Genomic DNA, 24663 nt, shown 5'->3' with positions numbered 1-24663 from the left:
CCGGGAATATGCGGCAGGCGAACCGTGTTGACTCGCGCCCGGAACTGAGTAGGTTTGCCGCTCGTGACGAACGAGATCCGGTCGTTGAAAGCACGACTGATCGGGGATCCCCTCCCCTCTGAGAAGCTCGAAGGACAGCTCCTCCCGAAGCACCTGGCCCTGCCGATCTTCGCGAGTGACCCGCTGTCCTCTGTCGCGTACGCGCCGCAGGAACTCCTGATGATCCTGCTGCTCGGCGGCATGGCCTTCCTGACGTTCGCGCCGTGGGTCGCCGCGCTCGTCGTGCTGCTGCTCGTGGTCGTCGTCGCCTCGTACCGGCAGCTCATCAAGGCGTACCCGTCCGGCGGTGGCGACTACGAGGTGGCGCACCGGAACCTCGGTGAGAAGGCCGGGCTGGTCGTCGCCAGTGCGCTGCTCGTCGACTACGTGATGACGGTGGCCGTGTCGGTCGCCTCCGGTGTCGACAACATCATCTCGGCGCTGCCGATGCTCGACCACTTCCGCGTCGAGCTCGCCCTGCTGTTCGTCGTGCTGCTCGCCGCCGCCAACCTGCGGGGTGTGCGGGAGTCGAGCAAGGCCTTCGCGATCCCGACGTACCTGTTCGTGGCGAGCGTCTTCGTGATGGTCGTCACCGGGCTCGTCCGGGTGGCAGCGGGCAACGCCCCGGTCGCGGAGTCCGCTGCGTACACCGTGCAGAACGTGGAACACACGACGCAGGCGGCGTTCATCCTGCTGCTCCTTCGCGCCTTCGCCTCGGGCTGCTCGGCCCTGACCGGCGTCGAGGCCATCGCGAACGGTGTGCAGGCGTTCCGCCGGCCGAAGATCAAGAACGCGCAGGCCACCCTGGTCGCGATGGGCGGCATCGCGATCGTCCTGTTCATCGGGCTCATCACCCTGGCGCTCGTGTCGCACGTGCACTACGCCGAGCGTGCCTGCGACCTGCAGGGCTTCGCGAACTGTGCCACCACGCCCCAGCGCTCGCTCATCGCGCAGATCGCTGCGGCGACCTTCGGCAACAACTCGGTGCTGTTCTTCGTCATCCAGGCGACGACGGCTGCGGTCCTGCTCCTCGCGGCGAACACGGCCTTCAACGGGTTCCCGCTGCTCGGCTCGATCCTGGCGCGCGACTCGTACGCTCCGAAGGCGCTCTCGACCCGCGGCGACCGCCTCATCTACTCGAACGGCGTCATCGTCCTCGCCCTCGTCGCCGCGGCGCTGCTCGTGGTCTACCGGGCGAACGTCACGAGCCTCATCCAGCTCTACATCATCGGTGTCTTCGTGTCGTTCACGCTCGGGCAGACGGGCATGGTCGTGCACTGGACGCGGCTGCTTCGGGCCGACCGGGACCGGGACGGGTCGCCCGCTGCTGACGACGAGCCACCCGTGAACCGCGGGCAGGTCGTCCGCTCCCGAACGATCAACGCGATCGGCGCCACCTTCACCCTCGTGGTGCTCGTCATCGTCACGATCACGAAGTTCACCCACGGGGCCTGGCTCGTGTTCCTGATCATGCCGGTGCTGTACGTGCTGATGCTCGGCGTGAACCGGTACTACCGCGACGTCTCGCACGAGATCGAGGCCGACGTCGAGACGAAGTTCGGCGCCACCGGCGACCACGCGATCGTCCTGGTGAACAAGCTGCAGAAGCCCGTGCTCAAGGCGCTCGACTACGCGGTCGCCGCGGAGCACGCGAGCATCGAGGCGGTGCACGTCGCGATCGACGACGCCGAGTCCCAACGCCTGCGCGACCAGTGGGCGGAGTACGGCATCCAGGTGCCGCTGACGATCGTGCCGAGCCCCTACCGCGACATCTCGATGCCGCTGATCAAGTACATCAAGGCACACCGGCACGAGCACGGCTCCGAGGTCGTCACCGTCTACACCCCGATCTTCATCGTCGGGCACTGGTGGGAGGGCCTGCTCCACAACCACCGCGGTCGCCGCATCCGCAAGAAGCTGCTGCTCGTGCACGGCGTCACCGTGGCCCTGGTGCCGTGGCTCCTCGACTCGTCCGAGCTGCTGTACGGCCGACGCTCCCGCCCGCTGCCCGGCCAGGATCGCCGCGGCGAGCCCGTCCGGCCCCCGCTCCGCCGCCCCGCGCAGCCCGCGTCGCCGGCCGAGGCCGCGACCGAGGACCGCCTGCTCCGATCCGCGGAGCGCAACAGCATCCAGCCGCGCCGCGCGACCCGTCCGGCGGGCCCCGCCGAGGGCGTCGACCCCGCGCTCTGCACGGGCGAGATCCACGCCCTCGTACCCTCCCCGCCGCGACGGGGAGCCGACGAGTCGTAGCATGTGGCCCCATGACCATCAGTGACCTGCGGACGTTCGCCACGTTCGACGGACACGGCGGCAAGGTCTCGAAGCGCGTCGAGGTGCTCGACCACGAACCGCCGCCCGGCAGCCCGCTCGAAGGACTCGTCGCCGTGCGGGGCGAGCACCCCCTCGGCGCGCGTGACGAGCGCGCCGCCGACGACTCCGCCGCGCTCTCCCGTGGCGTCCCGAGCGTCGGGTGGGTGGATCCGGCGGCGCTCCGCGACTGGTACCGCCCGGACCGCGTCGTCCTCACCCGGCTCGAGGCGCGGCAGTCCGGCATCGAGCCCGGCGTCTACGCCGACTCCCGTGGGCGCGGTCGCGTCCGGATCGACGGCCTGGAGGCTCACCTCGCCCCCGACGGTCGACCCGCGTTCCGCGCGCTGGCCGGCCCCACCGCCGAGCCCGTCGTCGACGCGCCGCTGCCGACCGACCAGGCCGTCCGCCTGGTGGCGGTGAGCGCTGTCACCGAAGGGCTCGAGGTCGTCACCGCCCCGGTGTCACCGTTCCTGCAGCCCGGCGAGCACCCGGCGTACGGCGACGACGTGGTCGGGTTGCCGCCACGTCCGGCGAGCGGTCACGTCCGGGTCACGGCGTCGGTGCTGCTCGACGGCGAACTGCACGAGGTCGACCGGATCGACGTGCGTGCGGCGACGATCTGGATCCGCCGCGACGACCGCGTCGTGCCGATCGCCACGAGTGCCGTCGGGCCCGACCTGGTGCGGTACGCGGCGACTGCGGTCTGAGCCGCTTCGGGGGACGCCGCTGCTGCGTGTCGTGACGGGGGTGCGGCGTACCGTCGCGGACATGAGTGACGCAGACCGCGACCAGCAGCAGACCCCGGACGCACCGATCCAGGGCGAGACCCTCGGCGGCCCCCGACCCGACCCCTCCACCGACGCGAGCAAGGACCCCGAGCAGTGGGTCACCGGCGACGAGCCGATGACCGGACCGCAGCGCAGCTACCTCGACACCCTGGCCCGTGAAGCCGGCGAGGAGCTCCCCGCCGACCTCACCAAGGCGCAGGCGTCGGAGCACATCGACCGTCTCCAGCAGCAGACCGGCCGCGGCGCCGATTCCTGAGGAGCAGTCCGCCCTTCGGCGGACCGCTGCCTGGGCATGCTCTGAGCGTGTTCTGGCGAAGCGCGGTCAGTCCCCTGTTCGAGGACGATTGGTGACGCGTCACCGGCTACCTTCGTGGCCATGCGAACGACATCGACCTCCATCGGCCTGACCGCGCTCCGCATCGTCCTCGGGGTGGTGTTCATCGCCCACGGCGCCCAGAAGTTCGCCCAGGGCATCCCCGCCGTGGTGCAGGGCTTCTCCGGCATGGGCGTCCCCCTCGCCGAGGTCGCAGCACCCCTGGTCGCCGGCCTCGAGCTCGTCGGCGGCATCCTGCTCGTGCTCGGCGTCGCCACCCGTGTCATCGGCGTGCTGCTGGCCGTCGACATGGTGGTCGCCGGGTTCCTGGCCCACGGCACCGCCGGCTTCTACTCGCAGGACGGCGGGTTCGAGTACGTGCTCGTCCTCGCGGTGGCGTCGTTCGCCGTGGCGTTGACCGGGCCCGGGCGGTTCTCGCTCGACACCCTGGTGCTCAAGTCGTCGCGCCGTCGTCGTGGCGTCGAGGGACCCCTGCCCGCCTGAGCCGCGCGGCTCGTCCGGTGCGAGGTTCCGTCGCTCGTGCGAGCTCACCGGGGCCGCACCGGGAACGGAACCTCGCACCGTTCACGCGGCCCCCTCGCACCGTGCGAGGGGCCGCGCGGCCGTTCAGCCCGCCAGTGCATCCATGACCTGGCGGGCGATGCGCCGTCCGGCCCGGTTCGCACCGATGGTCGACGCCTGGGGACCGTAGCCGGCCAGGAACAACCGCGGCTCCTCGGCCGACCGGCCGTCCTCGACCACCACCCCGCCCGCCGGGGTCCGCAGGTGCAGCGGTGCGAGGTGCCGCAGGTCGGCGCGGAACCCCGTCGCCCAGATCACCGCGTCGGCGCGCACATGGGATCCGTCGGCGGTCCACACGCCGGTCTCGTCCATCCGCGTGAACATCGGCTCGTCACGCAGCACGCCGCGGTCGATGCCGGAGCGGATCCGTCGCGACACCGGGACCCCGGTGCCGCTGACGATGCTCGGCAGGACCTCGCCGGCGCGGGCGGCACGGTCCTGTTCGTCGACGGCGGCCACCGCGGACTCGACGTCGAGCGACGCGGTCCCGGCCCAGACCATCGGGCGCCGGGTGAACCACCGCGTCGAGCGGGCGACGCCGTCGAGTTCGAGCAGGAACCCGATCGCGCTCGTCCCACCGCCCACCACCACGACGTCCTGGCGAGCGAACTCGGTGGCGCTGCGGTACTCGGTCGTGTCGACCTGCCGTCCGCGGAACACGTCGCGGCCCGGGTACCACGGCACGAACGGGGTGCCCCACGTGCCGGACGCGTTCACCACGACCTCGGCACGGATGCGCGTGACGGTGCCGTCGGCGCTCCGGGTCGTGACGCACAGGCCGCCGTCCGCCGGAGCCTCGGCCGCCACGCCGCCGTCGCCGTCGATGCGCGAGACGGACGTCACCGTGACCGGGCGCCGGACCCGCAGGTCGTAGTGCTGCTCGAAGCGCCGGTAGTACTCCCCGACGACGTCCCGGGCGGGCCGTGACCGGTCGGCGTCGTCGAACTCCAGGCCCATCGCGCGCATGCCGGGCAGGTCGTGCACCCGGTGCGCCGCTCCGAGCCGCAGGGCCTCCCACCGGAACTGCCACGCCCCACCGGTGCTCGGCGCGCGGTCGAGGATCACCAGCTCGCTGCCCGGGACGAGCCCGAGGCGACGCAGGTGGTATCCCACGGAGAGCCCCGCCTGCCCCGCACCGATCACCACCACGCGGGCGTGCTGGTCGACCGGGGTCTCGAGGGGTTCCGTCATCACTTCGATTCTGCTGTGCGGGCCAGCCGTCGCGCGACGTCCAGATCGAGGTACATGGTAGAGTGATCGGCAGATTTCAAACCACGAACCGTCTGGTTCCCCGAGTGATCCTCCGTCATTCGCCAGGACCGGACCAGAGCCGAACGAGGGGGTCACGCATGGGGCGCGGCCGTCAGAAGGCGAAGCACACCAAGGTCGCCCGCGAGCTGAAGTACTTCAGCCCGCAGACGAACTACGGTGCGCTCGAGCAAGAGCTCTCCGCCGGACAACACTCCGACGAGAACTACGTCGACCGTTGGGCGGACCAGTACGGTCCGGAACCGGCGGAAGACGAAGACGAGTTCGAGACCCAGGCAGACCAGAACAAGTCCGCCTGACTTCTCTCGCAGTCACGCCGCGCAGCCCTCGGGCAGCGCGGCGTTTCCGCGTGCCCGGACGCCGGACGCGCACAGGCACTCATCGGATCTTCCAGGGCACCCTGCAGCGCGCTCGGGTCCCGGCCGCGAGTGGTCACGACTCCCCGCGCGCAAGACGCCGTGCGGTCGAGAACTGTCGGCTGCAGGCACGCCAGGCGACGGTTCGTGACCGCTCACCGCACGCACCACAGCGAGTCCCCGGCACACCCGCGACGGAGGCAGGGGCCAGGCTGCTCGCATCACACGCACCGGTACCGCGCCCGAGTCCCGGCCTCGAGTGGTCACGACTCCCCGCGCGCAAGACGCCGAGCGGTCACGAACTGTCGGCTGCAGGCACGTTGAACGACGGTTCGTGACCAGTCACCGCACGCAGCACGGCGAGTCCCCGGCACACCCGCGACGGAGGCAAGGACCAGGCTGCTCGCATCACACGCCCCGGTACCGCGCCCGAGTCCCGGCCTCGAATGGTCACAACTCCCCGCGCGCAAGACGCCGTGCGGTCACGAATCGTCGACTGCAGGCCCGCCGAACGACGGTTCGTGACCACTCACCGCACGCTCCACGGCGCGGCGCAGGACCGCGGCGCGGCGGGAGCGGGAGCCCCCGGCCCGGCGCCGCCGAGCTGGTCAGCCCGCGTAGCTCCCGACGAGCCGGACAGCGCCGCCGTCGACACCCTTGGCACCCTGCTCGAACCCGGTCAGGTCCCGCGCGGACGTGGCGATCGTGCCGACGGGCCACGTGGGCATGCCGGCGGCACCGAGTGAGGCGATGACCTCGGCAGCGGCCCCGGCCGAGACGACGGCGAACATGCCGATGCCCAGGTTCCAGGTGCCCTCGGTGTCCTCGATCGGGGTGCCGGCCATGTCAGCCAGGACCCGGAAGACCGGGAGCGGCTGCCAGGTGGAACGGTCGACCTCGACCCAGGAGCCGACGGGCAGCACGCGCGCCAGGTTCGCGGCGATGCCACCACCGGTCACGTGCGAGAGCGAGTGCACCGCGCCCGGGTGCTGCTCGAGCAGGGCCAGGAGCGGTGCGGTGTACAGGCGGGTCGGCTCGAGCAGGGCTTCGCCGACGGAGACCGCGCCGCCGAACCCGACGCCGCTCAGCTCGGGCAGCTGGTCCGTGAAGCCGACGCCCCGCGACGCCAGGATGTGCCGCACGAGCGAGTAGCCGTTCGAGTGCAGGCCCGACGACTCGATCGCCAGGACCACGTCACCGTCCTGCACGAGGTGCGCTCCGAGCTGCGCGTCCGCCTCGACGACACCCGTCGCCGCACCGGCGACGTCGTAGTCGTCCGGGCCGAGCAGCCCCGGGTGCTCGGCGGTCTCGCCGCCGACCAGGGCGGTGCCGGTCTCCGAGCAGCCGCGGGCGATGCCGGCGACGATGTCGGCGATCCGGCCCGGCACCACACGACCGCACGCGATGTAGTCGGTCATGAACAGCGGCTTCGCGCCGACCACGACGATGTCGTCGACGACCATGCCGACCAGGTCCTGCCCGATGGTGTCGTGCTTGTCGATCGCCTGCGCGATCGCGACCTTGGTGCCGACGCCGTCGGTCGAGGTCGCGAGCAACGGGTGTGAGAAGTCCTTCAGGAACGAGACGTCGTAGAGCCCGGCGAACCCACCGACGCCACCGAGGACCGAGGCGTTGTGGGTCGCCGCAACCGCGGACTTCATCAGTTCGACGGCCAGGTCACCGGCAGCGGTGTCCACTCCGGCTTCGGCGTACGGGTTGGGCATGCGGAGTCCTTCGCGGTGACATGGCAGACTTGTTCGGTACCCCCCGATTCTACGGTCTGGAGCACACCCGCGAATGTGCGGCATCGTCGGCCTTGTTGCGCAGGGCCCCGCCAACCAATCCATCTACGACGCACTGCTCCTCCTGCAGCACCGCGGGCAGGACTCGACGGGCATCGCCACGGTCGAGGGTCACGTGCACCACATGCACAAGACCCGCGGCCACGTGCGTGAGGCGTTCCGCACCCGCGACATGCGTGCCCTCCTCGGCACCATGGGACTCGGACACGTCCGCTACGCCACCAAGGGCGCCGCGACGAACGAGGAAGAGGCCCAGCCGTTCTACGTGAACGCGCCGTACGGCATCGTCCTCGTCCACAACGGCAACCTCACCAACACGCGGGAACTCACGCGTGAACTGTTCGACATCGACCGTCGCCACCTGAACACGACGAGCGACACCGAGCTCCTGGTGAACGTGCTGGCGCACGAGCTGCAGGGCCAGGTCCGCGGCGCGAACCTCGACCCGGGTCAGGTCTTCGACGCCGTCGAGCGCGTGCACGAGCGGGTCGAGGGCTCCTACGCCACGATCGCGACCATCGCCGGGCACGGGCTGCTGGCCTTCCGCGACCCGTTCGGCATCCGCCCGCTGATCCTCGGCCACAAGTTCGACGAGGCCGGGCAGCCGGAGTGGGTCGTCGCGAGCGAGTCGCTCGTGCTCGAGTCCGGCGGGTACGAGATCGTCCGCGACATCGCCCCGGGCGAGGCCGTCTTCATCGAGATGAACGGCCAGATGCACGCCCGCCAGTGCGCGAAGAACCCGCGCCTGGTGCCGTGCTCGTTCGAGTACGTCTACCTGGCACGCCCCGACTCGGTGATGAACGGCATCTCGGTCTACGACGCGCGTCTGCGCCTCGGCAACCGTCTCGCCGACACCATCGAGCAGTACGCGCCGACCGGTGACATCGACGTGGTCATGCCGATCCCGGACTCGAGCCGTCCGGCGGCCATGCAGGTCGCCCGGAAGCTCGGCATCGAGTACCGCGAGGGCTTCTACAAGAACCGCTACGTCGGCCGCACCTTCATCATGCCGGGGCAGGCGGAGCGCAAGCGTTCGGTGCGCCAGAAGCTCAACGCGATGTCGTCCGAGTTCAAGGGCAAGAACATCCTGATCGTCGACGACTCGATCGTCCGCGGCACCACGAGCCGCGAGATCGTCGAGATGGCCCGGGCCGCCGGCGCGAACGAGGTCACGTTCACGAGTGCCGCTCCGCCTGTCCGGTTCCCGCACGTCTACGGCATCAACATGCCGACGCGCGCGGAGCTCATCGCGCACGACCGGAAGATCCCGGAGATCAACCGCGTGCTCGGCAGCGACCACCTGATCTACCAGGAGGTCGGGGACATGCGCGACGCCATCATCGAGGGCTCCGACGTGACCGACCTCGAGATGAGCTGCTTCACGGGCGAGTACGTCACGGGCACCGTGAGCCCGGAGTACCTGTCCTGGGTCGAGGCGAACCAGCTCAGCTAGGTCGCGTCCGAGACGCGACCACCAGACGGACTGGAGGCCCGGTGCCAGCTGGCACCGGGCCTCCAGTCCGTTGATCGGGAGCGGCTACGGCCGCTGGTCACCGTGGTCGTCGAGCTCGCCGTCGACCGTCTCGGGCGGCAGTTCGACCTCGACGCGCTCCGCCGTCAGGCGGGCCGACCGCCGGGCGTAGACCCGGTCGAACACGACGGCGACGACCGCACCGACGAAGGCACCGATCGTGACACCCCACAGGCTGAAGTAGCCGACCAGGCTGCCGAAGCTGGTCTGGTCCCGCTGGCCACCGAGGTTCATGGTGAGGGCGACCACGACGAGGGTCGCGAGGAATCCGAGCACGGCACCGCCGACGATGAACACGCCGAACTTCGGTGCACGGCGGATGGTGACCTCGTCGGGGCTGGCGACCGCGCTGGGAGCCGGTGCCGGCGTGGGGAGCGGCTGCTCGTCGGGTTGATCGGTGTTGCTCACCCGTCCATTGTCCCCCACTGTGGGACGTCCCGCGGCCTGTGCCCGGCGACCGATCCGGGAGAGGATGGTCGCTACTGGTCGGTATCCCAAGGGGAGGAGGTGTGTCGGATGCGTGAACGAACCGCACCCGCCCGCCGACGCCGACCGACCGCCCCCGCCCGCGTGGCCTGGCCCGTCGCGCAGCGCGTCGAGGAGGACCGCGCCGTCGCCGTCGTCGCCGAGCACCGGTGGAGCGTCGCACTCGTCGGCGCCCCCGGGATCGGCAAGAGCACCGCCGCGGCGCGGGTCACCGACCGCGTCGCCGGTCGCGACGGCACCGGCCGCACGGTCGTCGTGCCGATCACGGCGGTCGCCGCGAGCAGGTCGATGCCCTTCGGCGCCGTCGCCGAGCGCTTCGGCGAGCTGCCGGCGTCCATCTCGGAGCTGTCCGACGACACCGGTGCCGAGCAGCGCCTCCGGGCGATCGAGGACCTCGTCGACCGCGACGTCCTGCTCCGCGTCGACGACGCCGACCACCTCGACGCGATCTCCGCGCGGTACGTCGCCTGGCTGGTCCGCCGGCAGGGCGCCCGGCTCGTCCTGACCTGCCGCGACTTCACGGCGCTCCCCGAGCCGCTCCGCGCGCTGTGGCAGGACGACCTGCTCGAGCGCATCGACCTGCAGCCCCTGGCGCTGCACGAGACCGCGGCACTCGTGGCCGAGGCGCTGGGCTCGCCGCTCGAGAACGCCTCCGCCGAGCGCGTCCACCGCGCCACCGCCGGCAACCCGCTGTACCTGCGCGAGGTGGTCCGCGCGGCACGGGTCTCCGGTGCACTCGACCACACGGCGACCGGGTGGTACTGGCGCGGACGGGTGACCGCGTCGGACAGCCTCGCCGACATGTACCGCACGGAGCTCGGGTCGCTGCCGGAGGACCTGCGCGACGTCGTCGACATCGTCGCCCTCGCCGACCCGATCCCGCTCGCGCGCCTGCTCGGCCTGGTCACCGGCGGGGACGTCGACCGGGTCGTCGCGCTCGGCTTGGTCCGGATCGATTCACTCGAGGACGGCGCCGCGGTCGTCCGGCCGTCGCACCCGCTCGTCGGCGAGGTCATCCGGACCCTGGTGCCGGTGGCCCGGCGCACGGCACTCTTCGCGCGCGCCAACGCCTTCCGCACCGACCGACCCGAGGGCGCACCGCCCGCAGCACGCCTGCGTGCCGCGCTGTGGTCGCTCGAGTGCGGGGTCCTGCCGTCGGTGGACCAGCTGCTCGACGCCGCGCAGGTCGCCGTGCGGCTGCAGGAGCACGAGAGCGGGATCGCCCTGGCCTCGGCAGCGCTCCGCACGACACTCACCCCGACCGAGCAGGTCACGGCGCACTGCCTCCGCTCGCTGGCGTACTCGTACTCGGACGGCCGTGAAGCCGGCCGCGCCGGCGCCGAAGCCGCTTGGGACGTGGCGAAACGGCACGTCGGCGACGTCACCGACGAGGCCGTGATCGAAGCGTGCGAGACCCTGGCGAACATCCGCCAGTTCCACGACGACGACGTCACGGCGGCGGTCGCCCTGACCGATGCCGCCACGCGCCTGGTGGAGTCCGACGAGGCCGTCGAGCGGCTGCGGCTGCTGCGGATGGCGCACCAGGGCTGGGGCGGAGACTTCGCCGAGGTCCGGGCCGAGATCGAGCGCAGCGGGATCGTGCACGCCCCGACGATGCCGATGTCGTTCCTCGCCGTCGCACCCTGCGCCGTGATGGCGTTGGCGACCGCCGGCCGACTGGACGACGCGTCCGCGCTCGGTCACCGCGCCCTGGCCACCGCCGTGGCGCACGTCGAGGCAGCGCCCTGGAGCGTCGGTGAGAACTCCTCCGTCCTGCACCAGGTGCAGATGTGGCGCGGCGACCTGGACGACCTGATCATCGAGGTGCCGGCGGGGCGGTCCAGCCCATACCTGAAGTACGACTTCACGCTCGAGCTCATCGGCCAGGGCAACCTGGCGATCGCACAGCGCCGCTGGGACGACGCGGTCGCCGCGTTCTCGGCGGCGTGCGAACGGTACGACATCGCCGACCACGGCGGGTTCGCGGCCTACCCCTGGGCACGTCTGGCCCTGGCGCACGCCTACGCCGGACGCCCGGAAGCAGCCTCCAGTGCGCTCGAGCGGGCCCGGACCACCCCGCTGCGGGCGATGCGGATCATCGGCGAGCAGGTCGCCGTGTCGATCGCCTGGACCGAGGCCGTGCTCGGCAACCCGGCCGGACTGCAGCACGCCGACGAGATCATCGAACGCAGCACGGCCAACGGCTCGTGGACGCACGTGATGTACGGGTACGCCCTGCACCACGCGGTCGGCATGTCGCAGGGGCGCGACTCGACCGGCTCGCTCGCGCGGATGCGCGAGGCCGCCACCCGCGTCGACGGACCACTCGCCGCCGCCGTGATCGAGTACGCCGACGCCGTGCGTGCCGTCGATCGCACGCGGGTGATCGCGGCGCAGGGCGTGCTCGCGGCGCACGGTGTCTCGGTGGCCGCCGCGCGCTCGAAACCGCCGCTGACGAAGCGCGAGTACGAGGTCGCCGAGCTCGCTGCGCAGGGGCTGAGCAACCGCAGGATCGCGGAGTCCCTCGGGCTCTCGACGCGGACGATCGACGCGCACCTGTCCCGTGTCTTCGCGAAGTGGGACCTGCACGCGCGCTCGGAGCTCAGCGAGCTGCTCTGAGCTGCTCTGAGCTGCTCAGCGTTCGGCATCGGCTGTCGCACACGCAAGAACGTTGCGGATTGCAGCACGACGCGCCGCCACGATTGACACGTTGTGTGGAACATCGCGTACCTTGGTGCCTGTCGCCGGGTTCGGACCCGTTCGGGTCGGGTCCGAATCCCGGCGACTTCAAGCTTAGGAACCCGGTCGATGCGGGCGCATCGGTAGGCACTACCTAATTCGCGCGGGACTCCTCCGCGGGCGGCTTCGGGGCGGTTCGGTCAGGCGCGGGTCGGTCAGGCGCGGGTGGGTCAGGCGCCGGGGGCGGGCAGCCGGACCGGCAGGAACGCCGTCAGGTCGGCGCGCGAGCCCGAGGCGCTGACGCGCGACTGCGCGACCGCCTCGGCCCAGGTCAGCTCACCGGACGCGAGCGCGAGCCACGTGGTGGCGTCGGTCTCGACCACGTTCGGCGGCGTGCCACGGGTGTGCCGGGGTCCGGGCACGGCCTGGACTGCGGCGAACGGCGGCACCCGCACCTCGACGCTGTTGCCCGGCACCTCGTCCGCCAGGCACTGCAACGTCCACCGCACCGCGGTCGCGACGGCCGGTCGAGCCGTCTCCCCACGACGCACCGCGGCCAGTGCCGCGCGCCCGTCGGCGTCCTCGATCCTCCTGGGTGGCATCTCCACAGGCTAGCCCTCGCATCGCGGGCGGCGAGTCGGGCTGGGTAGGGTGATCGGGTGCGAATCCTCGTCCTCGGTTCCGGTGCCCGCGAGCACGCGATCATCACGGCCCTCCTCGCTGAGCATGCGGGTCACGTCATCACGGCAGCGCCCGGCAACGCCGGCATCGCCGCCGACGTCGAGACCGTCTCCCTCGACCCCACCAACGGTGCGCTCGTCGCCGAGTACGCGATCGAGAACGACGTCGAGCTCGTCGTCGTGGGCCCCGAGGCCCCGCTCATCGCCGGCGTGGCCGACCCGGTGCGCACCCGCGGCATCCCGGTGTTCGGGCCGGGCAAGGCCGCCGCGCAGCTCGAGGGGTCGAAGGCGTTCGCCAAGCGAATCATGGGCGAGGCCGGTGTGCCCACAGGGCGTCCGGTCTACGCCGGCACGGCGGACGAAGCCGTCGCCGCGATCGACGAGCTCGGCGCCCCGTACGTGGTCAAGGCCGACGGGCTCGCCGCCGGCAAGGGCGTGCTCGTGACCGACGACCGCCAGGCCGCGATCGACCACGCCACCTACTGGCTCCAGCACGGACACGTCGTGGTCGAGGAGTTCCTCGACGGCGAAGAGGTCTCGTTGTTCTTCCTGAGCGACGGGCACGACGTCCGCGCGCTCAGCCCTGCGCAGGACTACAAGCGCCTGGCCGACGGCGACCACGGACCGAACACGGGCGGCATGGGTGCGTACTCGCCGCTGCCGTGGCTCGCCGACCGCTGGCCGTCCGAGCAGGCCTTCGTCGACGAGGTCACCGAGCTCGTCGCGCTGCCGACCGTCCGCCGCCTCGAACACGAGGGCACGCCGTTCGTCGGGCTCCTGTACTGCGGCCTCATCGTCACCGAGCAGGGCGTCCGCGTGATCGAGTTCAACGCGCGCTTCGGTGACCCGGAGACGCAGGTCGTGCTCCCCCGCCTGGCCACGCCGCTCAGCGAACTCCTGCTGGCTGCCGCCACCGGGCAGCTCGGTGCGGTGCCCGCACCCGTGTTCCGCGACGAGGTCGCCGTGACCGTCGTCCTGGCGAGCGAGGGCTACCCGGAGAACCCGCAGACCGGTCGACCGATCACCGGCATCGACGACGCGAACGCCCGCGACGGCGTCTCGGTCGCGCACGCCGCCACCGGTGTCCTCGACGACACGCTCGTGGCCACGGGTGGCCGGGTGCTCAGCGTCGTGGCGACCGGGTCGGACTTCGCCCAGGCCCGCGAGCGCGCCTACGCCGGGCTCGGCGATATCACGCTCGACGGCGCCCAGTTCCGCACCGACATCGCCGCGAAGGTCGCGAAGTGACCGCCGCCGCTCCGATCGCCGGCTGGCGGCACGTCTCGTCCGGCAAGGTGCGCGAGCTCTACGTGCCCGAGGGCACCGCGGACCTGGCGAGCGCGTCCGAGCTGCTGCTCGTCGCCTCGGACCGGGTCAGCGCGTACGACTTCGCGCTCGAGCCGCCGATCCCGGGCAAGGGCGAACTGCTGACCCGCCTGTCGCGGTTCTGGTTCACCCAGCTGAGCGACGTCCCGAACCACATCATCGGCCCGTCCTCCGGTGGAACCCCGGTGCCCGCCGAGGTCGAGGCACGGTCGATGCACGTCATGCCGCTCACGATGTTCCCCGTCGAGTGCGTCGTGCGCGGGTACCTGGTCGGCAGCGGCTGGGCCGAGTACCAGGAGACCGGCAGCGTGTGCGGCGTCGCGCTCCCCGCGGGGCTGTCCAACGGTGACCGCCTGCCGGAACCGATCTACACGCCGGCGTACAAGGCGGCCCAGGGCGAGCACGACGAGAACATCTCGTACGAGCAGACCGTCGACCTGGTCGGTGCCGAGACCGCGGCCACCCTGCGCGAGCTCTCGCTGCACGTCTACACCGAGGCCGCCGCCATCGCTCTCGAGCGTGACGTCGTCATCGCGGACACCAAGTTCGAGTTCGGGCAGGACGCCACCGGCCGGATCCGCATCGCCGACGAGGTCCTGACGAGCGACTCCAGCCGCTACTGGGACGCCCGCTCCGCCGACCGCACCGACTCGTTCGACAAGCAGATCGTGCGGGACTGGCTCAGCGCGCACTGGGATCGCCAGGGCACGCCGCCGGTCCTGCCGGACGAGATCGTCCAGCGCACGGCTGCGCGCTACGCCGAGCTGATCGAGCGCCTCGGCGCCTGACGCCCCGCCCGGTCGGCGCCTGGTGTCGCACGAACGGTCACGACACCCCGCTCACGTCCGTCGAGCGGTCACGAACCGTCGCCCGAGGCCGCGCCGACCGACAGTCCGCGACCACTCGGCGCCCGACGCACGGCAGGTCGCGACCACTCGCCGCGCGGTACCCGGTGCCACCCGAACGGTCACGACGCCCCGCTCAGGTCCGGCGTGCGGTCACGAACCGTCGCCCGAGGCCGCGCCAACCGACAGTTCGCGACCACTCCGCGCCCGACGCACGGCAGGTCGCGACCACTCGCCGCGGTACCCGGTGCCACACGAACGGTCACGACACCCCGCTCAGGTCCGCCGTGCGGTCACGAACCGTCGCCCGAGGCCGCGCCAACCGACAGTTCTCGACCACTCCGCGCCCGACGCACGGCAGGTCGCGACCACTCGCCGCGCGACCACTCGGCGGCCCACGCACGATACGTCGCGACCACTCGCCGCGCGACCGGCCGACGAGCCGGCGACAGTTGTCGACCGCTCAGGCCCCGAGCGCGTCCCGCGCCACCACGACGACGGTCAGGTCGTCGCCCGGGTCGTGCTCGGCGACACGTGCGCGCACCCGCTGCAGGAACGTCTCGACGTCCGGGGACTCCCGGTACAGCGACCCGAGCTCCGACAGCGACGCGAGCGTGGAGTCCCAGAGCTCGAGCGCGCCGTCGGTCACGACGATGAGCACGTCACCGGGCCGGAGCACGAGCGACCCGGCGGCGCGGGGCATCCCTGCGGGGTGCAGCCCGATCGGCAGGTCCGACGACCGCAGGATCCGTTCGGCACCGTCGTCGCGGAGCTGCAGTACGAGCCCGTGGCCGGCGTCGGCGAAGTCGAGGCGGCCGGTGGACGGGGTCAGTCGGCCGTGGAACATCGTCGCGAAGGACTCGGCACGGCTGAGCTCGGGGGCGACCTGCGCCTCGAGTTCGGCGACCGCGACGCTCGGGTCCTGGTCGCCGCGGGCGAGCAGCCCACCGCGGATGTTCGCCGCGAGGAGCCCGGCGGACATCCCCTTGCCCATGACGTCCGACACGGTCAGGTGGATCGAGTCCTCGCCGGAGCGGTGCCAGTCGTGGAAGTCACCGGAGACGAGCCCGTGCGGGATCGACACCCCCGTGATCCGGTACCCGGGCACCTGCACGGCAGCCGGCTGCAGGCCGTGGAGCACGGTGCGCAGCCGGTCCTCGTCGGCACCGGCGAGCAGCTCGCGCTCTGCCCAGATGCCGAGTTCCTGCAGCAGTTCGAGCTCGTCGGCGTCGAGGGTGCGCGGCTCGGGGTCGATCAGGCAGAGGGTGCCGATCTTCAGGTCGTCGTCGCCGGCGCGGAGCCCGACACCGGCGTAGAACCGGATGTTCGGGTCGTCGAGCACCATCGGCAGGTCCGCGTACCGGTCGTCCAGTCGGGCATCGGCGACGACCACGGGGCCCTGCTCACCCAGGCTCCGTCCGCAGAACGTGTCCTGCAGCGGGATGACCGGATCGAAGGCGGCGTCGCTCTGCTGCGACTTGATCGTCAGCGTGGTCTCGCCCGCCAGGTTGAGGAACGAGCCGGAGACCCCGAGGGCCTCACGGGCGATCCGGGTGATCCGTTCGAACCGTTCCTCGACCCCGCCGTCGACCACGTCGAGTGCCGCGATCAGAGCGGCTCGCCGGACCGCATCGGCCCCGGTCGGCGCGGGCACGGACATCGCGGTTTCCGGCTGCATGCTCCCACGGTAACGCGCGGAACGGACAGGGCCTGTCCCCAGTCCGGAGGGCGCAGGTGGTCGGGCGCGCCGGCGTACCCTGGTCGTCGTGCTCCGAGTCGTCCCCGCAACCGTCCTCGGAGTGGCCGCGCTCCTGGCCCTCGCTGGCTGTGGCGCCCACGACTCCACCGGCCAGGTGTCGGTCACGGTGTCGTCGAACGCCGCCGACCACCCCTACGAGGTCAAGGTGTTCGCCTCGACCGGCAAGCTCTCCGAGCACCAGCGCGTGTTCCCGGGCGGTACGGCGGACTTCGCGGGCGTTCCCCTCGGCCAGGTCACGGTCCGCGCCGGCGACCTCTGCCCGCAGACGACCAAGGTGTCCGACGGCACCGTCGCGAGGGTCACCCTGACGACGACGGGCTGCTGACCCCGACCGCGACCGGGTGCTCGACGCGCGGTTCGCCCGGCGAGCCGGATGCCGGAATCCGCGAAGAACGCGAGAACTACCGTTCTCCGGGTGTGCCGCTCCGCGCGACGGTCTGGTGCGGCTGCTCCCCGAACCGTTCCCGGTAGTACGCCGCGAACCGACCCAGGTGGGTGAACCGCCACCGCCGCGCCACCTCGCTGACGAGCAGCGCGCGGGAACCCGGCCGCCCCAGCTCCAGGTGCACCCGGTCGAGCCGGACCTCGCGCAGGTACCGCATGGGCGTGACGCCGAGACGACGGCGGAACAGGTCCTGCAGGCCGCGCTCACTCAGGTCGCAGGCCGCTGCGACGTCCGCCACCGTCAACACCCGGTCGGCGTGGTCGTGGACGAAGCCGATCGCGCGCCGCATCCGGTCCGCGACGTCCGCTCGCGACCGGGCGAAGGTCGACAGGACGACGGTCGCGATCCGCCGGTTCAGGGCCGCACGGTCGGCGGCGGGCAGCGCCGGGTCGAGGATGCGCCCGGAGGCCTCGCGCAGCAGTGCCCGCAGCGGTTCGAGTGCGGGATCGCCCGCGTCCGGCTGCCGGAACACTGAGGACTCCCCCGTGTCGCCGAGCAGCGACGGCGACAGGTGCAGCAGCGTCGTGGCGGTCGCGTCGGTCTCGAAGGCGTACGCGACGGACGCCGAGAGCATCATCGGCCGCCCGGCGCCGACCTGCCACTGCTCGCCGTCGTCGGCGGTCAGGCTGGCCCGGCCGTCGGCGAGCCAGAACACGACGTGGTCGGGACGCGGACCGATCGTCCCGGACTGCTTGCCCGGTGTCGCGATCCGGTGGATCGACAGGTCGTCGTCCCCGCCGGTCTCGTAGCCGAAGCCCTGGTCGTCAGCGGTCACGGCGTCGGGACCCGGTCCCACTCGTCCCCGTACCGGGACAGCACCGACCACCGCGAGATCGGCCACGTGGTCACGAAGGCGCGCCCCACGACGTCGTCGACCGGCACGGTGCCGTGCACGCGCGAGTCGGCGGAGTCGTAGCGGTTGTCGCCCATCACCCAGATGCGCCCCTTCGGCACGGTGATCTCGAAGTCCTTCCCGGCGACACGGTCCGACCCGCGTTCGAGCACGACGTAGGGCTCGTCGACCGCGTGTCCGTTCACCGACAGGCGCCCCCGGGCGTCACAGCACGACACCGTGTCACCCGGCAGGCCGATGACCCGCTTGATCAGGTCGTCGCCCTGGCCCGTGCCGAGCCAGCCGCCCGGGTCCTGGAACACCACGACGTCACCACGCTGCAGCGGGACGACCCCGGGCACGAGCTCGTTGACGAGCACCCGGTCCCCGACGAGCAGCGTGTCCTGCATGGAGGCCGAGGGGATGTAGAAGGAACGGACCAGGTACGCCTTCACCAGGAAGGACGCCAACAGCGCCACGACGACGATGATGACGAGGTCGCGCAGGAACCGCAGACCGCCGCGCTTCGGCTCGGCCACGGCGTCGGCACCAGCGTCGGATGCAGCGTGGGCGTCGGTGTCGCTCAATGCGTGAGCACCACCTTGACGAGGCCGATCACGAACGCCACCGCGGCCAGCACGATGCCGCCCCACAGCCCGAGGAACGTGGGCTGCTTCCCGCTGAACCGCTGCATGAACACACCCACCAACCCGATGCGTACGACCAGGATCACCGTCGCCGCGATCTGTGCCCACTCCGCCGGCAGCCACCCGATCCAGGCAGCCGCGTAGAGGACCGCCGGGATCAGCCCGGAGGTCGCGATCGGGTTGGCGTTCCGGACGATCGTCGCGACCGAGTCGCGGCGCGCAGCGCGGTCCTCGGCGGACTCCTCGCCGTCGTCGCCGAGCCCGTGCGCGACCAGGTGCGCGAGCACGTGGGCCAGGTACGTGAGCACCGCGGTCGCCAGGACGGTCGCCACCGCGGCTCCGTGGTGGATCTGCTCCGGGTTCACCGCGATCGCGACGGCGAGCACCGTGATGTTGCCGTAGATGTACGACGACATCCGGTCGCGGACGTGCTCGAGTGGCAGGTCGCGGGGATCCGGGCGACCGCCGCGGGGTCCGCGCCCCGGTCGGGAGGGCCGTCGTGTGCGTGGCATCCGTCCATCTTGGCCCCCGCGCTCGGCCGTCCGCCGACAGGACACCGGGTGCGATGGCCACACGGGTGGCCGGTTCCGGCAGACTGGGTGCCGATCGGCGCGACGGAGCGCCGGACAGGAGGCCCGCATGACGTCCGCACGACCCCTCGCCCTGGTGACCGGGGTGGGCCGCAGAGCCGGCATCGGCGCGGCACTCGCCACCCGGCTGGCAACCGACGGCTGGGACCTCGCCATCTCGTGGTGGGGGCCCTACGACGACCGCGTGAGCGGCGGGGCGGACCCGGACGGGGTCGAGTCGGTGGTGCAGGAGTGCGAGGGGGCGGGAGCACGGGTGACGCGCCTCCCGGTCGACCTGGAGGACCCGGAGCAGGCGGCCGCGCTCGTCGGCCGCGCCGAGTCGGAAGCCGGCGCCCCCGTGACCGCCCTCGTCATGTCGCACTGCGAGTCCGTGGACTCCGACCTGCGCACCACCACGGTCGAGTCGTGGGACCGCCACTTCGCCGTGAACGCCCGCGCACCGTTCCTGCTCGTGCAGGCCTACGCGGCGGGGCTCGAGCGCGCCGGGGACGCCGCACCGCGCGACCGACGCCGGATCGTCGCGCTGACGAGCGACCACATCGCGTACAACCTGCCGTACGGGGCATCGAAGGGTGCGCTCGACCGGATCGTGTTCGGCGCCGCGAAGGAGCTCGGCAGCCTCGGCGTCAGCGCCAACGTGGTGAACCCGGGCCCGAACGACACCGGCTGGATGTCCGACGAGGTCAAGGGGTGGGCCGTCGAGGGCACTCCGCTCGGCCGACTCGGACGCCCGTCGGACACCGCCGCGCTCGTCGGGTTCCTCTGCTCGGAGCAGGGCGCCTGGGTGAACGGGCAGCTGCTGAAGTCGGACGGTGGGATCTCGAACAGCGCCTGATGCGGGCGGCCGGGCAGCCGACGCCGAGTCTCGGAGTCAGCGACACTTCTCGTGGCTGCGGGCGCGAGAAGTGTCGCTCAGCCCGAGTCTCGGCCGCCCCGCGGCGGACCGCGTCAGGCGCGACCGGGCGCAGTCACCTCGATGCGGTTCGCCCACGGGTCCTCGAACGCGACCGTCCGGCCGTCGTCGGCGGCCTGCACCCCGGTGTCGTGCATGCGTGCGACGAGGGCACCGAGGTCGTCCGACCCGGGCACCTCGATCCGCACGAGTCCCAGCCCGAGCGCGAGCTGGCGGCGCCCGGCCCCACGTGAGTTCCAGGTGTTCATCGCCATGTGGTGGTGGTAGCCGCCGGCGCTGACGAACAGGGCCTCGCCCCAACCGGCCGTCGTCGCGAAGCCGAGCTTGTCGACGTAGAAGTCCTTCGCGCTGGCGACGTCGCCGACCGACAGGTGCACGTGGCCGACCCGACCCGGCGCGTTCGGCGCGGACTCCACTGCCTCGGCCGTCAGGTGCTCTTGCAGGAACGCGTTCGGGTCGACGTACTTCGTGTCCATGTCGACCTTGCCGTGCGTCCACGACCACTCCGTGCGGTCGCGGTCCCAGTACAGCTCGACGCCGTTGCCCTCGGGGTCGGTGAAGTAGAACGCGTTGCTCACCAGGTGGTCGGCGCTGCCGGTGAAGGTCTGCGGGAACTTCGTTGCGACCGAGTACAGCGCGGCGGCCAGGTCGGCCGTCGTGTCGAACAGGATCGCGGTGTGGAACAGGCCGGCGTCGTGCGGGCCTGCGTGCTGCATGGACGGCGCGTGCTCGAGGATCACGATCGGCACCGCCAGGCCACCGGCACCTGGTCGCCCGAGGACGGCGACGCCGCCCTCGTTCGAGAGCAGCGAGAGCTGGACGCCGTCGCGGTAGTAGCCGATCATCCGGTCGAGGTTCGCGACGCGGAGGGTGACGGCACCCATCCCGGTGTCGGCGGCGAGGAGGTTCTGCGGGTGCATGGCACCAGTGTGCGCCCATTTAGTTGACGCGTCAACCAAATGGGCGTCGGTCGCCTGCGCCAAAGCGACAGATCCACGCCATCCCGGTGCGAGGTACCCGCCAAAGCGACAGATCTCTGCGAACAGTTCGCGGCAATCTGTCGCTTTGGCGCACGGGGGCGCGCAGCGGACGGGGCGCGCAGGCGACGAGAGGCCCGGTGCGCGTCCGCCCCTCCGGCCGCGGTCAGCGGGAGCGGAAGTAGCGGTGCAGCGCGCGCTCGCGGATCGCGGCCGCGGCGAGCGCCCCACCGAGCAGCGCGCCCACGAGCCCGAGGGACGCGATCGCGATCGCCTCGCGCACGATCGGCAGCGCATCGTCGACGTCGAGGCCACGCACCGACACCACCGCGACGCTCGTCGCGACCACCGCCCCGACCGATGCCCAGACCAGGTGCTGCAGGACGACGCCGAGGACCTGCGCACACCGCGGTACCCCGACGTGCCGGTCGTAGGCCAGGGCGAGCCGACGCCGTGCGACCGCTGCCCCGCCGATCGTCAGCCCCACGAGGGCCGCTGCACCGAACGGGACGAGCACTGGCTGCCGCGCCGCGGGGGTGAAGACCGCGCCCAGCGTCGGGTTGAGCTGCCCGGCGGTCGGTCGGTCCTCGCCGTCGGCCCCGCTCGCCGGCAAGACGGTGCGCCGGAGCATCGAGACCGTGTCGTCGCGCTGCGGCCACACCGTCGCCCAGCAGGCGTCGAACGGCGACCCGTCGTCGACCGCCGGCGCGAGGACCGCGTACTCCAGGTCGGGGTCCCGGCCGTCGTCGGGGTAGTCGTACACGCCGGCGACTCCGGTGCCCGCGCCGCCCACCGTCACGAGGCGATCGCCGGCAGCAAGGCCCAGGGTCTCGTGCACCGCGGGCGAGACGATCACTCCCGTCGCCCCGTCGGCAGCCGAGCCGCCGAGCAGGCCACGCACCCCGGCGGTCACTTCGTAGGTCGGGATCGCCGAGCCCGGCAGCGCGGCGGGGACGACCCCGGCGTCGAGGCGCCGGAACGCACCAGACGCGATGACCCCTTCGGCATCCGCGAGGGCATCGCACACGCGGCCGTCGATCCGCCCCTCGGCCCGCTGGACGGTCGTCGCCGCACCGCTCGCGACAAACACCGCAGCCGCTCGGACGTCACCGGCGACCGCTACGGCGCGCATGCCCACGACGCCGCTGAGCAGCACCGCGAGGACGACAGCGGCCGTGGCTGCCCACGAGGCTCCGGAAGCGATGTCGCGCCACGCCTCCCGCCAGACCTCGGTCACCTGCATCCGGCGAGGGCTCATCGGTACCGCCCGAGGTCGAGCACTCCGTCGCAGGCGTCACGGCTCGCGTCGTCGTGCGTGGCGACGACGACGACCGTCCCCGACGCGGCGAGCGCACCGATCCCACGGTTCACCTCGATCGCGGTCGCTCGGTCGAGTTGCGCCGTCGGCTCGTCGACCAGCATCAGACCCGGCGCACTCGCGATCGCGCGCGCGAGCATCAGGCGTTGCGCCTCACCACCGGACAGTTCGGCGAATCGCGCGTGCGCCCGCGAACCAAGCCCGAAGCGCTCGAGGACCCCGAGCGCGCGGACGTCCGCGGTCCGACGATCCGCGCCCTGGGCGACGAACGGCAACGCGACGTGGTCAAGCACTCGGCGGCGGGCCACCCCGTACGGGTTCTGGAAGACCCAGAGCGGCCGACAGCCCGGCGGACGGACGGCGGCACCGCGCGTCGGACGGAGCATCCCGGCGAGGATCGCGAGCAGCGTTGACTTGCCGGAACCGCTCGGCCCGACGACCGCGGTCACGGTCCCCTCGGCGAAGGTGCGGTCGACGCGGTCGAACAGCACGGTGCCGTTCGGCCAAACGTGCCCGACGCCCTCGAGCGTCACCGACACGAGCTGGACCGGTCCGGCGCGGCACTGATCCGGTCGAGCGTTCGTCCGCCGGGCACCCGGACGAACGACTGCCCGAGTTCCGATCCGAGCACCTCGACCCGGAGTGACCGCCCCGTCGTCGGTTGCACGCATGCCTGGGCGCCCACGAGGTCCCAGAGGGCCGTCGGTGGCACCACTTGGACGGCTAGTGGCCGGCTGAGCGTCCACGTCGCGGCCACGGTGGGTGCGCCGTCCGCCGAAGCGACCGTCGCGGCGTACTCCGGCGGGGCGGTGATCGCGGCGAGGGCCGTCGGCGACGAGACCACCCCGGCGGCGTCGATCGGGACATCGGCGTTCCCGATCCGCAGCACGCGCTCCCCCGGCGCCGGATCGACCGGGAGCGCCTCGATGCGCGCACCGCGGAGTTCGGCCGGGAGTTCGACGAGGACACCGTCGGCGCCGACCGTTGCCCCGACGACGGCCACGCATGCCAGGACGATGTTCTCGGCGGCTGGTACCCATGCGAACGGGGCCCGCGGCACGACGTCGTCGGGCAGGTCGTCGCGGTCGACGCCTCGGTCGACCAGGAACTGCTGCGCAGCACGGAGTGTGCCCCGACCGAGGACGCCGTCGATGCTCAATCCGGCACCGAGGCGCGTGAGTTCCCGCTGCAACCCCGTGACGTCGGCCCCGCGGTCGCCGAGCTCGAGGTCGCGCCACAGCGGCTCGTCACTGGCGAGTGCGAGCACCGGCTGTCCGTCGACCCGCGCGAGGACGTCCCCGCTCCGCACGGGTGCCCCAGTCGAGCACGTCGACGTCGTCACCGTGCCGGTCCGCGACGTCACGACCAACCGTGGGGCACCGATGTCGAGTGCGAGCTGCACCTGTCGTTCATCGGCATCGGTGCGCTCGGTCACCCGGACAGTACTCGCGGGGGCAGCCGTCCGGAGTGCGGCCGGGACCTCGGCCGGCACAGCGACCACGATGGCTGCGGCCGTCGCCGCTGCGACCACGATCGCCCCGAGCGCCAGGAGCGCGGCAGATGGGAAGCGCATCACCGCCGCCAGAGGCCGAGGGGGTCCAGCCGACACTGTACGGCTGCGGGATCCCACGGCGAGAAGGAGAAGTTCCCGTCGTCGTTCTGATCACGCCAGTCACGTTCGGTGTACGTGTCGTCGACGAGTCTCGCAGCACGGAGGCACGCGACGGTGATCGTTGCCTCGTCCTGCTTCTCCGGGTTCCGCCGGACCTCGTTGAACAGGTAGGTCACGTCGCTGTCGAAGTCCTTCGCGCACTTCGACTTCGAATCGTTCATGGCCATGGCATCTTCAGCCTTCCGCCCTGGGAGTGGCGAGGCTTCGGACGTGCCATCCTCCGCTGTCGTGTAGTGGTAGCCGAGATCTCGCATGCATGCGCTCATGCGGGACTGCGCATCTGCGACCTCCCGCGCCGAGATCGTTCCGTCCGAGAGGATCTGCCACTGGTAGGAACTGGTGTCGGAGGCCGATTCCGCGAACTCACCCGCCCACGGCCCGGCCGCGGAGAAGCCCGACGGATCGACGACCCGGGGTGCAGCATCCGCCTGGGCACAACCGACGAGCCACGCGGCGGCGATCGCCCCGACGATCGTTGCCCCCCGAAGCCTGCTCCGAATCACC

Annotated in this window: 24 protein-coding genes; 11 read left to right on the top strand and 13 right to left on the bottom strand. The window is 71.9% G+C overall.

From position 1 onward, the window contains the following. Positions 1 to 54: 54 nt before the first annotated feature. From DEJ27_RS02250 to DEJ27_RS02235, 4 genes are all read left to right on the top strand, one after another. Positions 55 to 2289 (top strand): APC family permease, encoded by a 2235-nt coding sequence (locus tag DEJ27_RS02250; RefSeq protein ID WP_110858856.1) that lies wholly within the window; start codon positions 55 to 57, stop codon positions 2287 to 2289. A gap of 11 nt (positions 2290 to 2300) precedes the next feature. Then, complete coding sequence (locus tag DEJ27_RS02245) at positions 2301 to 3056, top strand: hypothetical protein (protein WP_110858855.1); 756 nt, start codon at positions 2301 to 2303, stop codon at positions 3054 to 3056. A 61-nt stretch (positions 3057 to 3117) separates the two neighbouring features. Further along, positions 3118 to 3393, top strand: a complete 276-nt coding sequence (locus DEJ27_RS02240) for a DUF3072 domain-containing protein (protein WP_017886246.1) — start codon at positions 3118 to 3120, stop codon at positions 3391 to 3393. A gap of 120 nt (positions 3394 to 3513) precedes the next feature. Further along, complete coding sequence (locus tag DEJ27_RS02235; RefSeq protein WP_111090234.1) at positions 3514 to 3954, top strand: DoxX family protein; 441 nt, start codon at positions 3514 to 3516, stop codon at positions 3952 to 3954. A 123-nt stretch (positions 3955 to 4077) separates the two neighbouring features. Here DEJ27_RS02235 and DEJ27_RS02230 read toward each other — a convergent pair whose 3' ends face one another. After that, a complete protein-coding gene (locus DEJ27_RS02230) occupies positions 4078 to 5223 on the bottom strand; it encodes an NAD(P)-binding domain-containing protein (RefSeq protein WP_110858853.1) in 1146 nt (381 codons plus the stop codon). 158 nt (positions 5224 to 5381) lie between these two features. Between DEJ27_RS02230 and DEJ27_RS02225 the strand changes: the two genes are divergently transcribed. Beyond that, complete coding sequence (locus tag DEJ27_RS02225; RefSeq protein WP_017886249.1) at positions 5382 to 5600, top strand: DUF3073 domain-containing protein; 219 nt, start codon at positions 5382 to 5384, stop codon at positions 5598 to 5600. Between the two features lie 665 nt (positions 5601 to 6265). Here the strand turns inward: DEJ27_RS02225 and purM are convergent. Continuing rightward, positions 6266 to 7381: a phosphoribosylformylglycinamidine cyclo-ligase gene (purM, locus tag DEJ27_RS02220; RefSeq protein WP_110858852.1), complete on the bottom strand. Its 1116-nt coding sequence runs from the start codon at positions 7379 to 7381 to the stop codon at positions 6266 to 6268. Positions 7382 to 7454: 73 nt separating this feature from the next. On the opposite strand from purM, the gene purF reads away from it, so the two are divergent. Then, complete coding sequence (gene purF, locus DEJ27_RS02215) at positions 7455 to 8912, top strand: amidophosphoribosyltransferase (RefSeq protein ID WP_027465037.1); 1458 nt, start codon at positions 7455 to 7457, stop codon at positions 8910 to 8912. Between the two features lie 84 nt (positions 8913 to 8996). On the opposite strand, the gene DEJ27_RS02210 is transcribed toward purF, so the two are convergent. Next, entirely contained in the window at positions 8997 to 9398 is a 402-nt protein-coding gene (locus tag DEJ27_RS02210) for a hypothetical protein (protein WP_110858851.1), read from the bottom strand. 108 nt (positions 9399 to 9506) lie between these two features. Here DEJ27_RS02210 and DEJ27_RS02205 point away from each other — a divergent pair, with 108 nt between their 5' ends. Beyond that, entirely contained in the window at positions 9507 to 12095 is a 2589-nt protein-coding gene (locus DEJ27_RS02205) for a LuxR C-terminal-related transcriptional regulator (RefSeq protein ID WP_146244638.1), read from the top strand. 290 nt (positions 12096 to 12385) lie between these two features. Here the strand turns inward: DEJ27_RS02205 and DEJ27_RS02200 are convergent, their stop codons facing one another. Then, positions 12386 to 12757 (bottom strand): sterol carrier family protein, encoded by a 372-nt coding sequence (locus tag DEJ27_RS02200; RefSeq protein WP_071248502.1) that lies wholly within the window; start codon positions 12755 to 12757, stop codon positions 12386 to 12388. Between the two features lie 57 nt (positions 12758 to 12814). Between DEJ27_RS02200 and purD the strand changes: the two genes are divergently transcribed. Both purD and DEJ27_RS02190 read left to right on the top strand, forming a co-directional pair. Then, a complete protein-coding gene (gene purD / locus DEJ27_RS02195) occupies positions 12815 to 14083 on the top strand; it encodes a phosphoribosylamine--glycine ligase (RefSeq protein WP_111090232.1) in 1269 nt (422 codons plus the stop codon). Next, positions 14080 to 14949: a phosphoribosylaminoimidazolesuccinocarboxamide synthase gene (locus DEJ27_RS02190; RefSeq protein ID WP_111090231.1), complete on the top strand. Its 870-nt coding sequence runs from the start codon at positions 14080 to 14082 to the stop codon at positions 14947 to 14949. Before purD ends, DEJ27_RS02190 begins: the two co-directional genes overlap by 4 nt. Before the next feature lie 520 nt (positions 14950 to 15469). Here DEJ27_RS02190 and DEJ27_RS02185 read toward each other — a convergent pair. Further along, positions 15470 to 16684, bottom strand: a complete 1215-nt coding sequence (locus tag DEJ27_RS02185) for a PP2C family protein-serine/threonine phosphatase (RefSeq protein ID WP_110858848.1) — start codon at positions 16682 to 16684, stop codon at positions 15470 to 15472. An 88-nt stretch (positions 16685 to 16772) separates the two neighbouring features. On the opposite strand from DEJ27_RS02185, the gene DEJ27_RS02180 reads away from it, so the two are divergent. Then, the gene (locus DEJ27_RS02180; protein WP_146238480.1) at positions 16773 to 17090 is read left to right on the top strand and encodes a hypothetical protein; all 318 of its coding nucleotides are present in this window, start codon (positions 16773 to 16775) and stop codon (positions 17088 to 17090) included. Between the two features lie 76 nt (positions 17091 to 17166). Here DEJ27_RS02180 and DEJ27_RS02175 read toward each other — a convergent pair whose 3' ends face one another. From DEJ27_RS02175 to DEJ27_RS02165, 3 genes are read right to left on the bottom strand one after another with little or no spacing between them, the layout of a single operon-like run. Then, a complete protein-coding gene (locus tag DEJ27_RS02175) occupies positions 17167 to 17985 on the bottom strand; it encodes a helix-turn-helix transcriptional regulator (RefSeq protein ID WP_146238479.1) in 819 nt (272 codons plus the stop codon). Then, positions 17982 to 18629: a signal peptidase I gene (gene lepB, locus DEJ27_RS02170; protein WP_110858845.1), complete on the bottom strand. Its 648-nt coding sequence runs from the start codon at positions 18627 to 18629 to the stop codon at positions 17982 to 17984. The genes DEJ27_RS02175 and lepB overlap by 4 nt, the downstream gene beginning before the upstream one ends. Next, complete coding sequence (locus DEJ27_RS02165) at positions 18626 to 19201, bottom strand: hypothetical protein (protein ID WP_146238478.1); 576 nt, start codon at positions 19199 to 19201, stop codon at positions 18626 to 18628. Before DEJ27_RS02165 ends, lepB begins: the two co-directional genes overlap by 4 nt. A 127-nt stretch (positions 19202 to 19328) precedes the next feature. Between DEJ27_RS02165 and DEJ27_RS02160 the strand changes: the two genes are divergently transcribed. Next, positions 19329 to 20114, top strand: a complete 786-nt coding sequence (locus DEJ27_RS02160; RefSeq protein ID WP_110858843.1) for an SDR family oxidoreductase — start codon at positions 19329 to 19331, stop codon at positions 20112 to 20114. 113 nt (positions 20115 to 20227) lie between these two features. Here the strand turns inward: DEJ27_RS02160 and DEJ27_RS02155 are convergent, their stop codons facing one another. The 5 genes from DEJ27_RS02155 to DEJ27_RS17415 all read right to left on the bottom strand — a co-directional run bounded on the left by DEJ27_RS02155 (position 20228) and on the right by DEJ27_RS17415 (position 24662). After that, the gene (locus DEJ27_RS02155) at positions 20228 to 21112 is read right to left on the bottom strand and encodes a VOC family protein (protein ID WP_111090230.1); all 885 of its coding nucleotides are present in this window, start codon (positions 21110 to 21112) and stop codon (positions 20228 to 20230) included. Positions 21113 to 21335: 223 nt separating this feature from the next. Further along, entirely contained in the window at positions 21336 to 22427 is a 1092-nt protein-coding gene (locus DEJ27_RS02150) for a hypothetical protein (RefSeq protein ID WP_146244637.1), read from the bottom strand. Continuing rightward, positions 22424 to 23026, bottom strand: a complete 603-nt coding sequence (locus tag DEJ27_RS02145; protein ID WP_111090228.1) for an ABC transporter ATP-binding protein — start codon at positions 23024 to 23026, stop codon at positions 22424 to 22426. Before DEJ27_RS02145 ends, DEJ27_RS02150 begins: the two co-directional genes overlap by 4 nt. After that, a complete protein-coding gene (locus tag DEJ27_RS02140) occupies positions 23017 to 24060 on the bottom strand; it encodes a peptidoglycan-binding protein (protein ID WP_111090227.1) in 1044 nt (347 codons plus the stop codon). The genes DEJ27_RS02145 and DEJ27_RS02140 overlap by 10 nt, the downstream gene beginning before the upstream one ends. Then, a complete protein-coding gene (locus DEJ27_RS17415) occupies positions 24060 to 24662 on the bottom strand; it encodes a hypothetical protein (protein ID WP_146244636.1) in 603 nt (200 codons plus the stop codon). Before DEJ27_RS17415 ends, DEJ27_RS02140 begins: the two co-directional genes overlap by 1 nt. Between the last annotated feature and the right edge of the window lies 1 nt (position 24663).

Origin of the sequence: Curtobacterium sp. MCPF17_018 (genome assembly GCF_003234135.1) — a bacterium.
Classification (GTDB): Bacteria; Actinomycetota; Actinomycetes; order Actinomycetales; family Microbacteriaceae; genus Curtobacterium; species Curtobacterium flaccumfaciens.
This window is presented reverse-complemented; position numbering and strand designations above follow the sequence as displayed.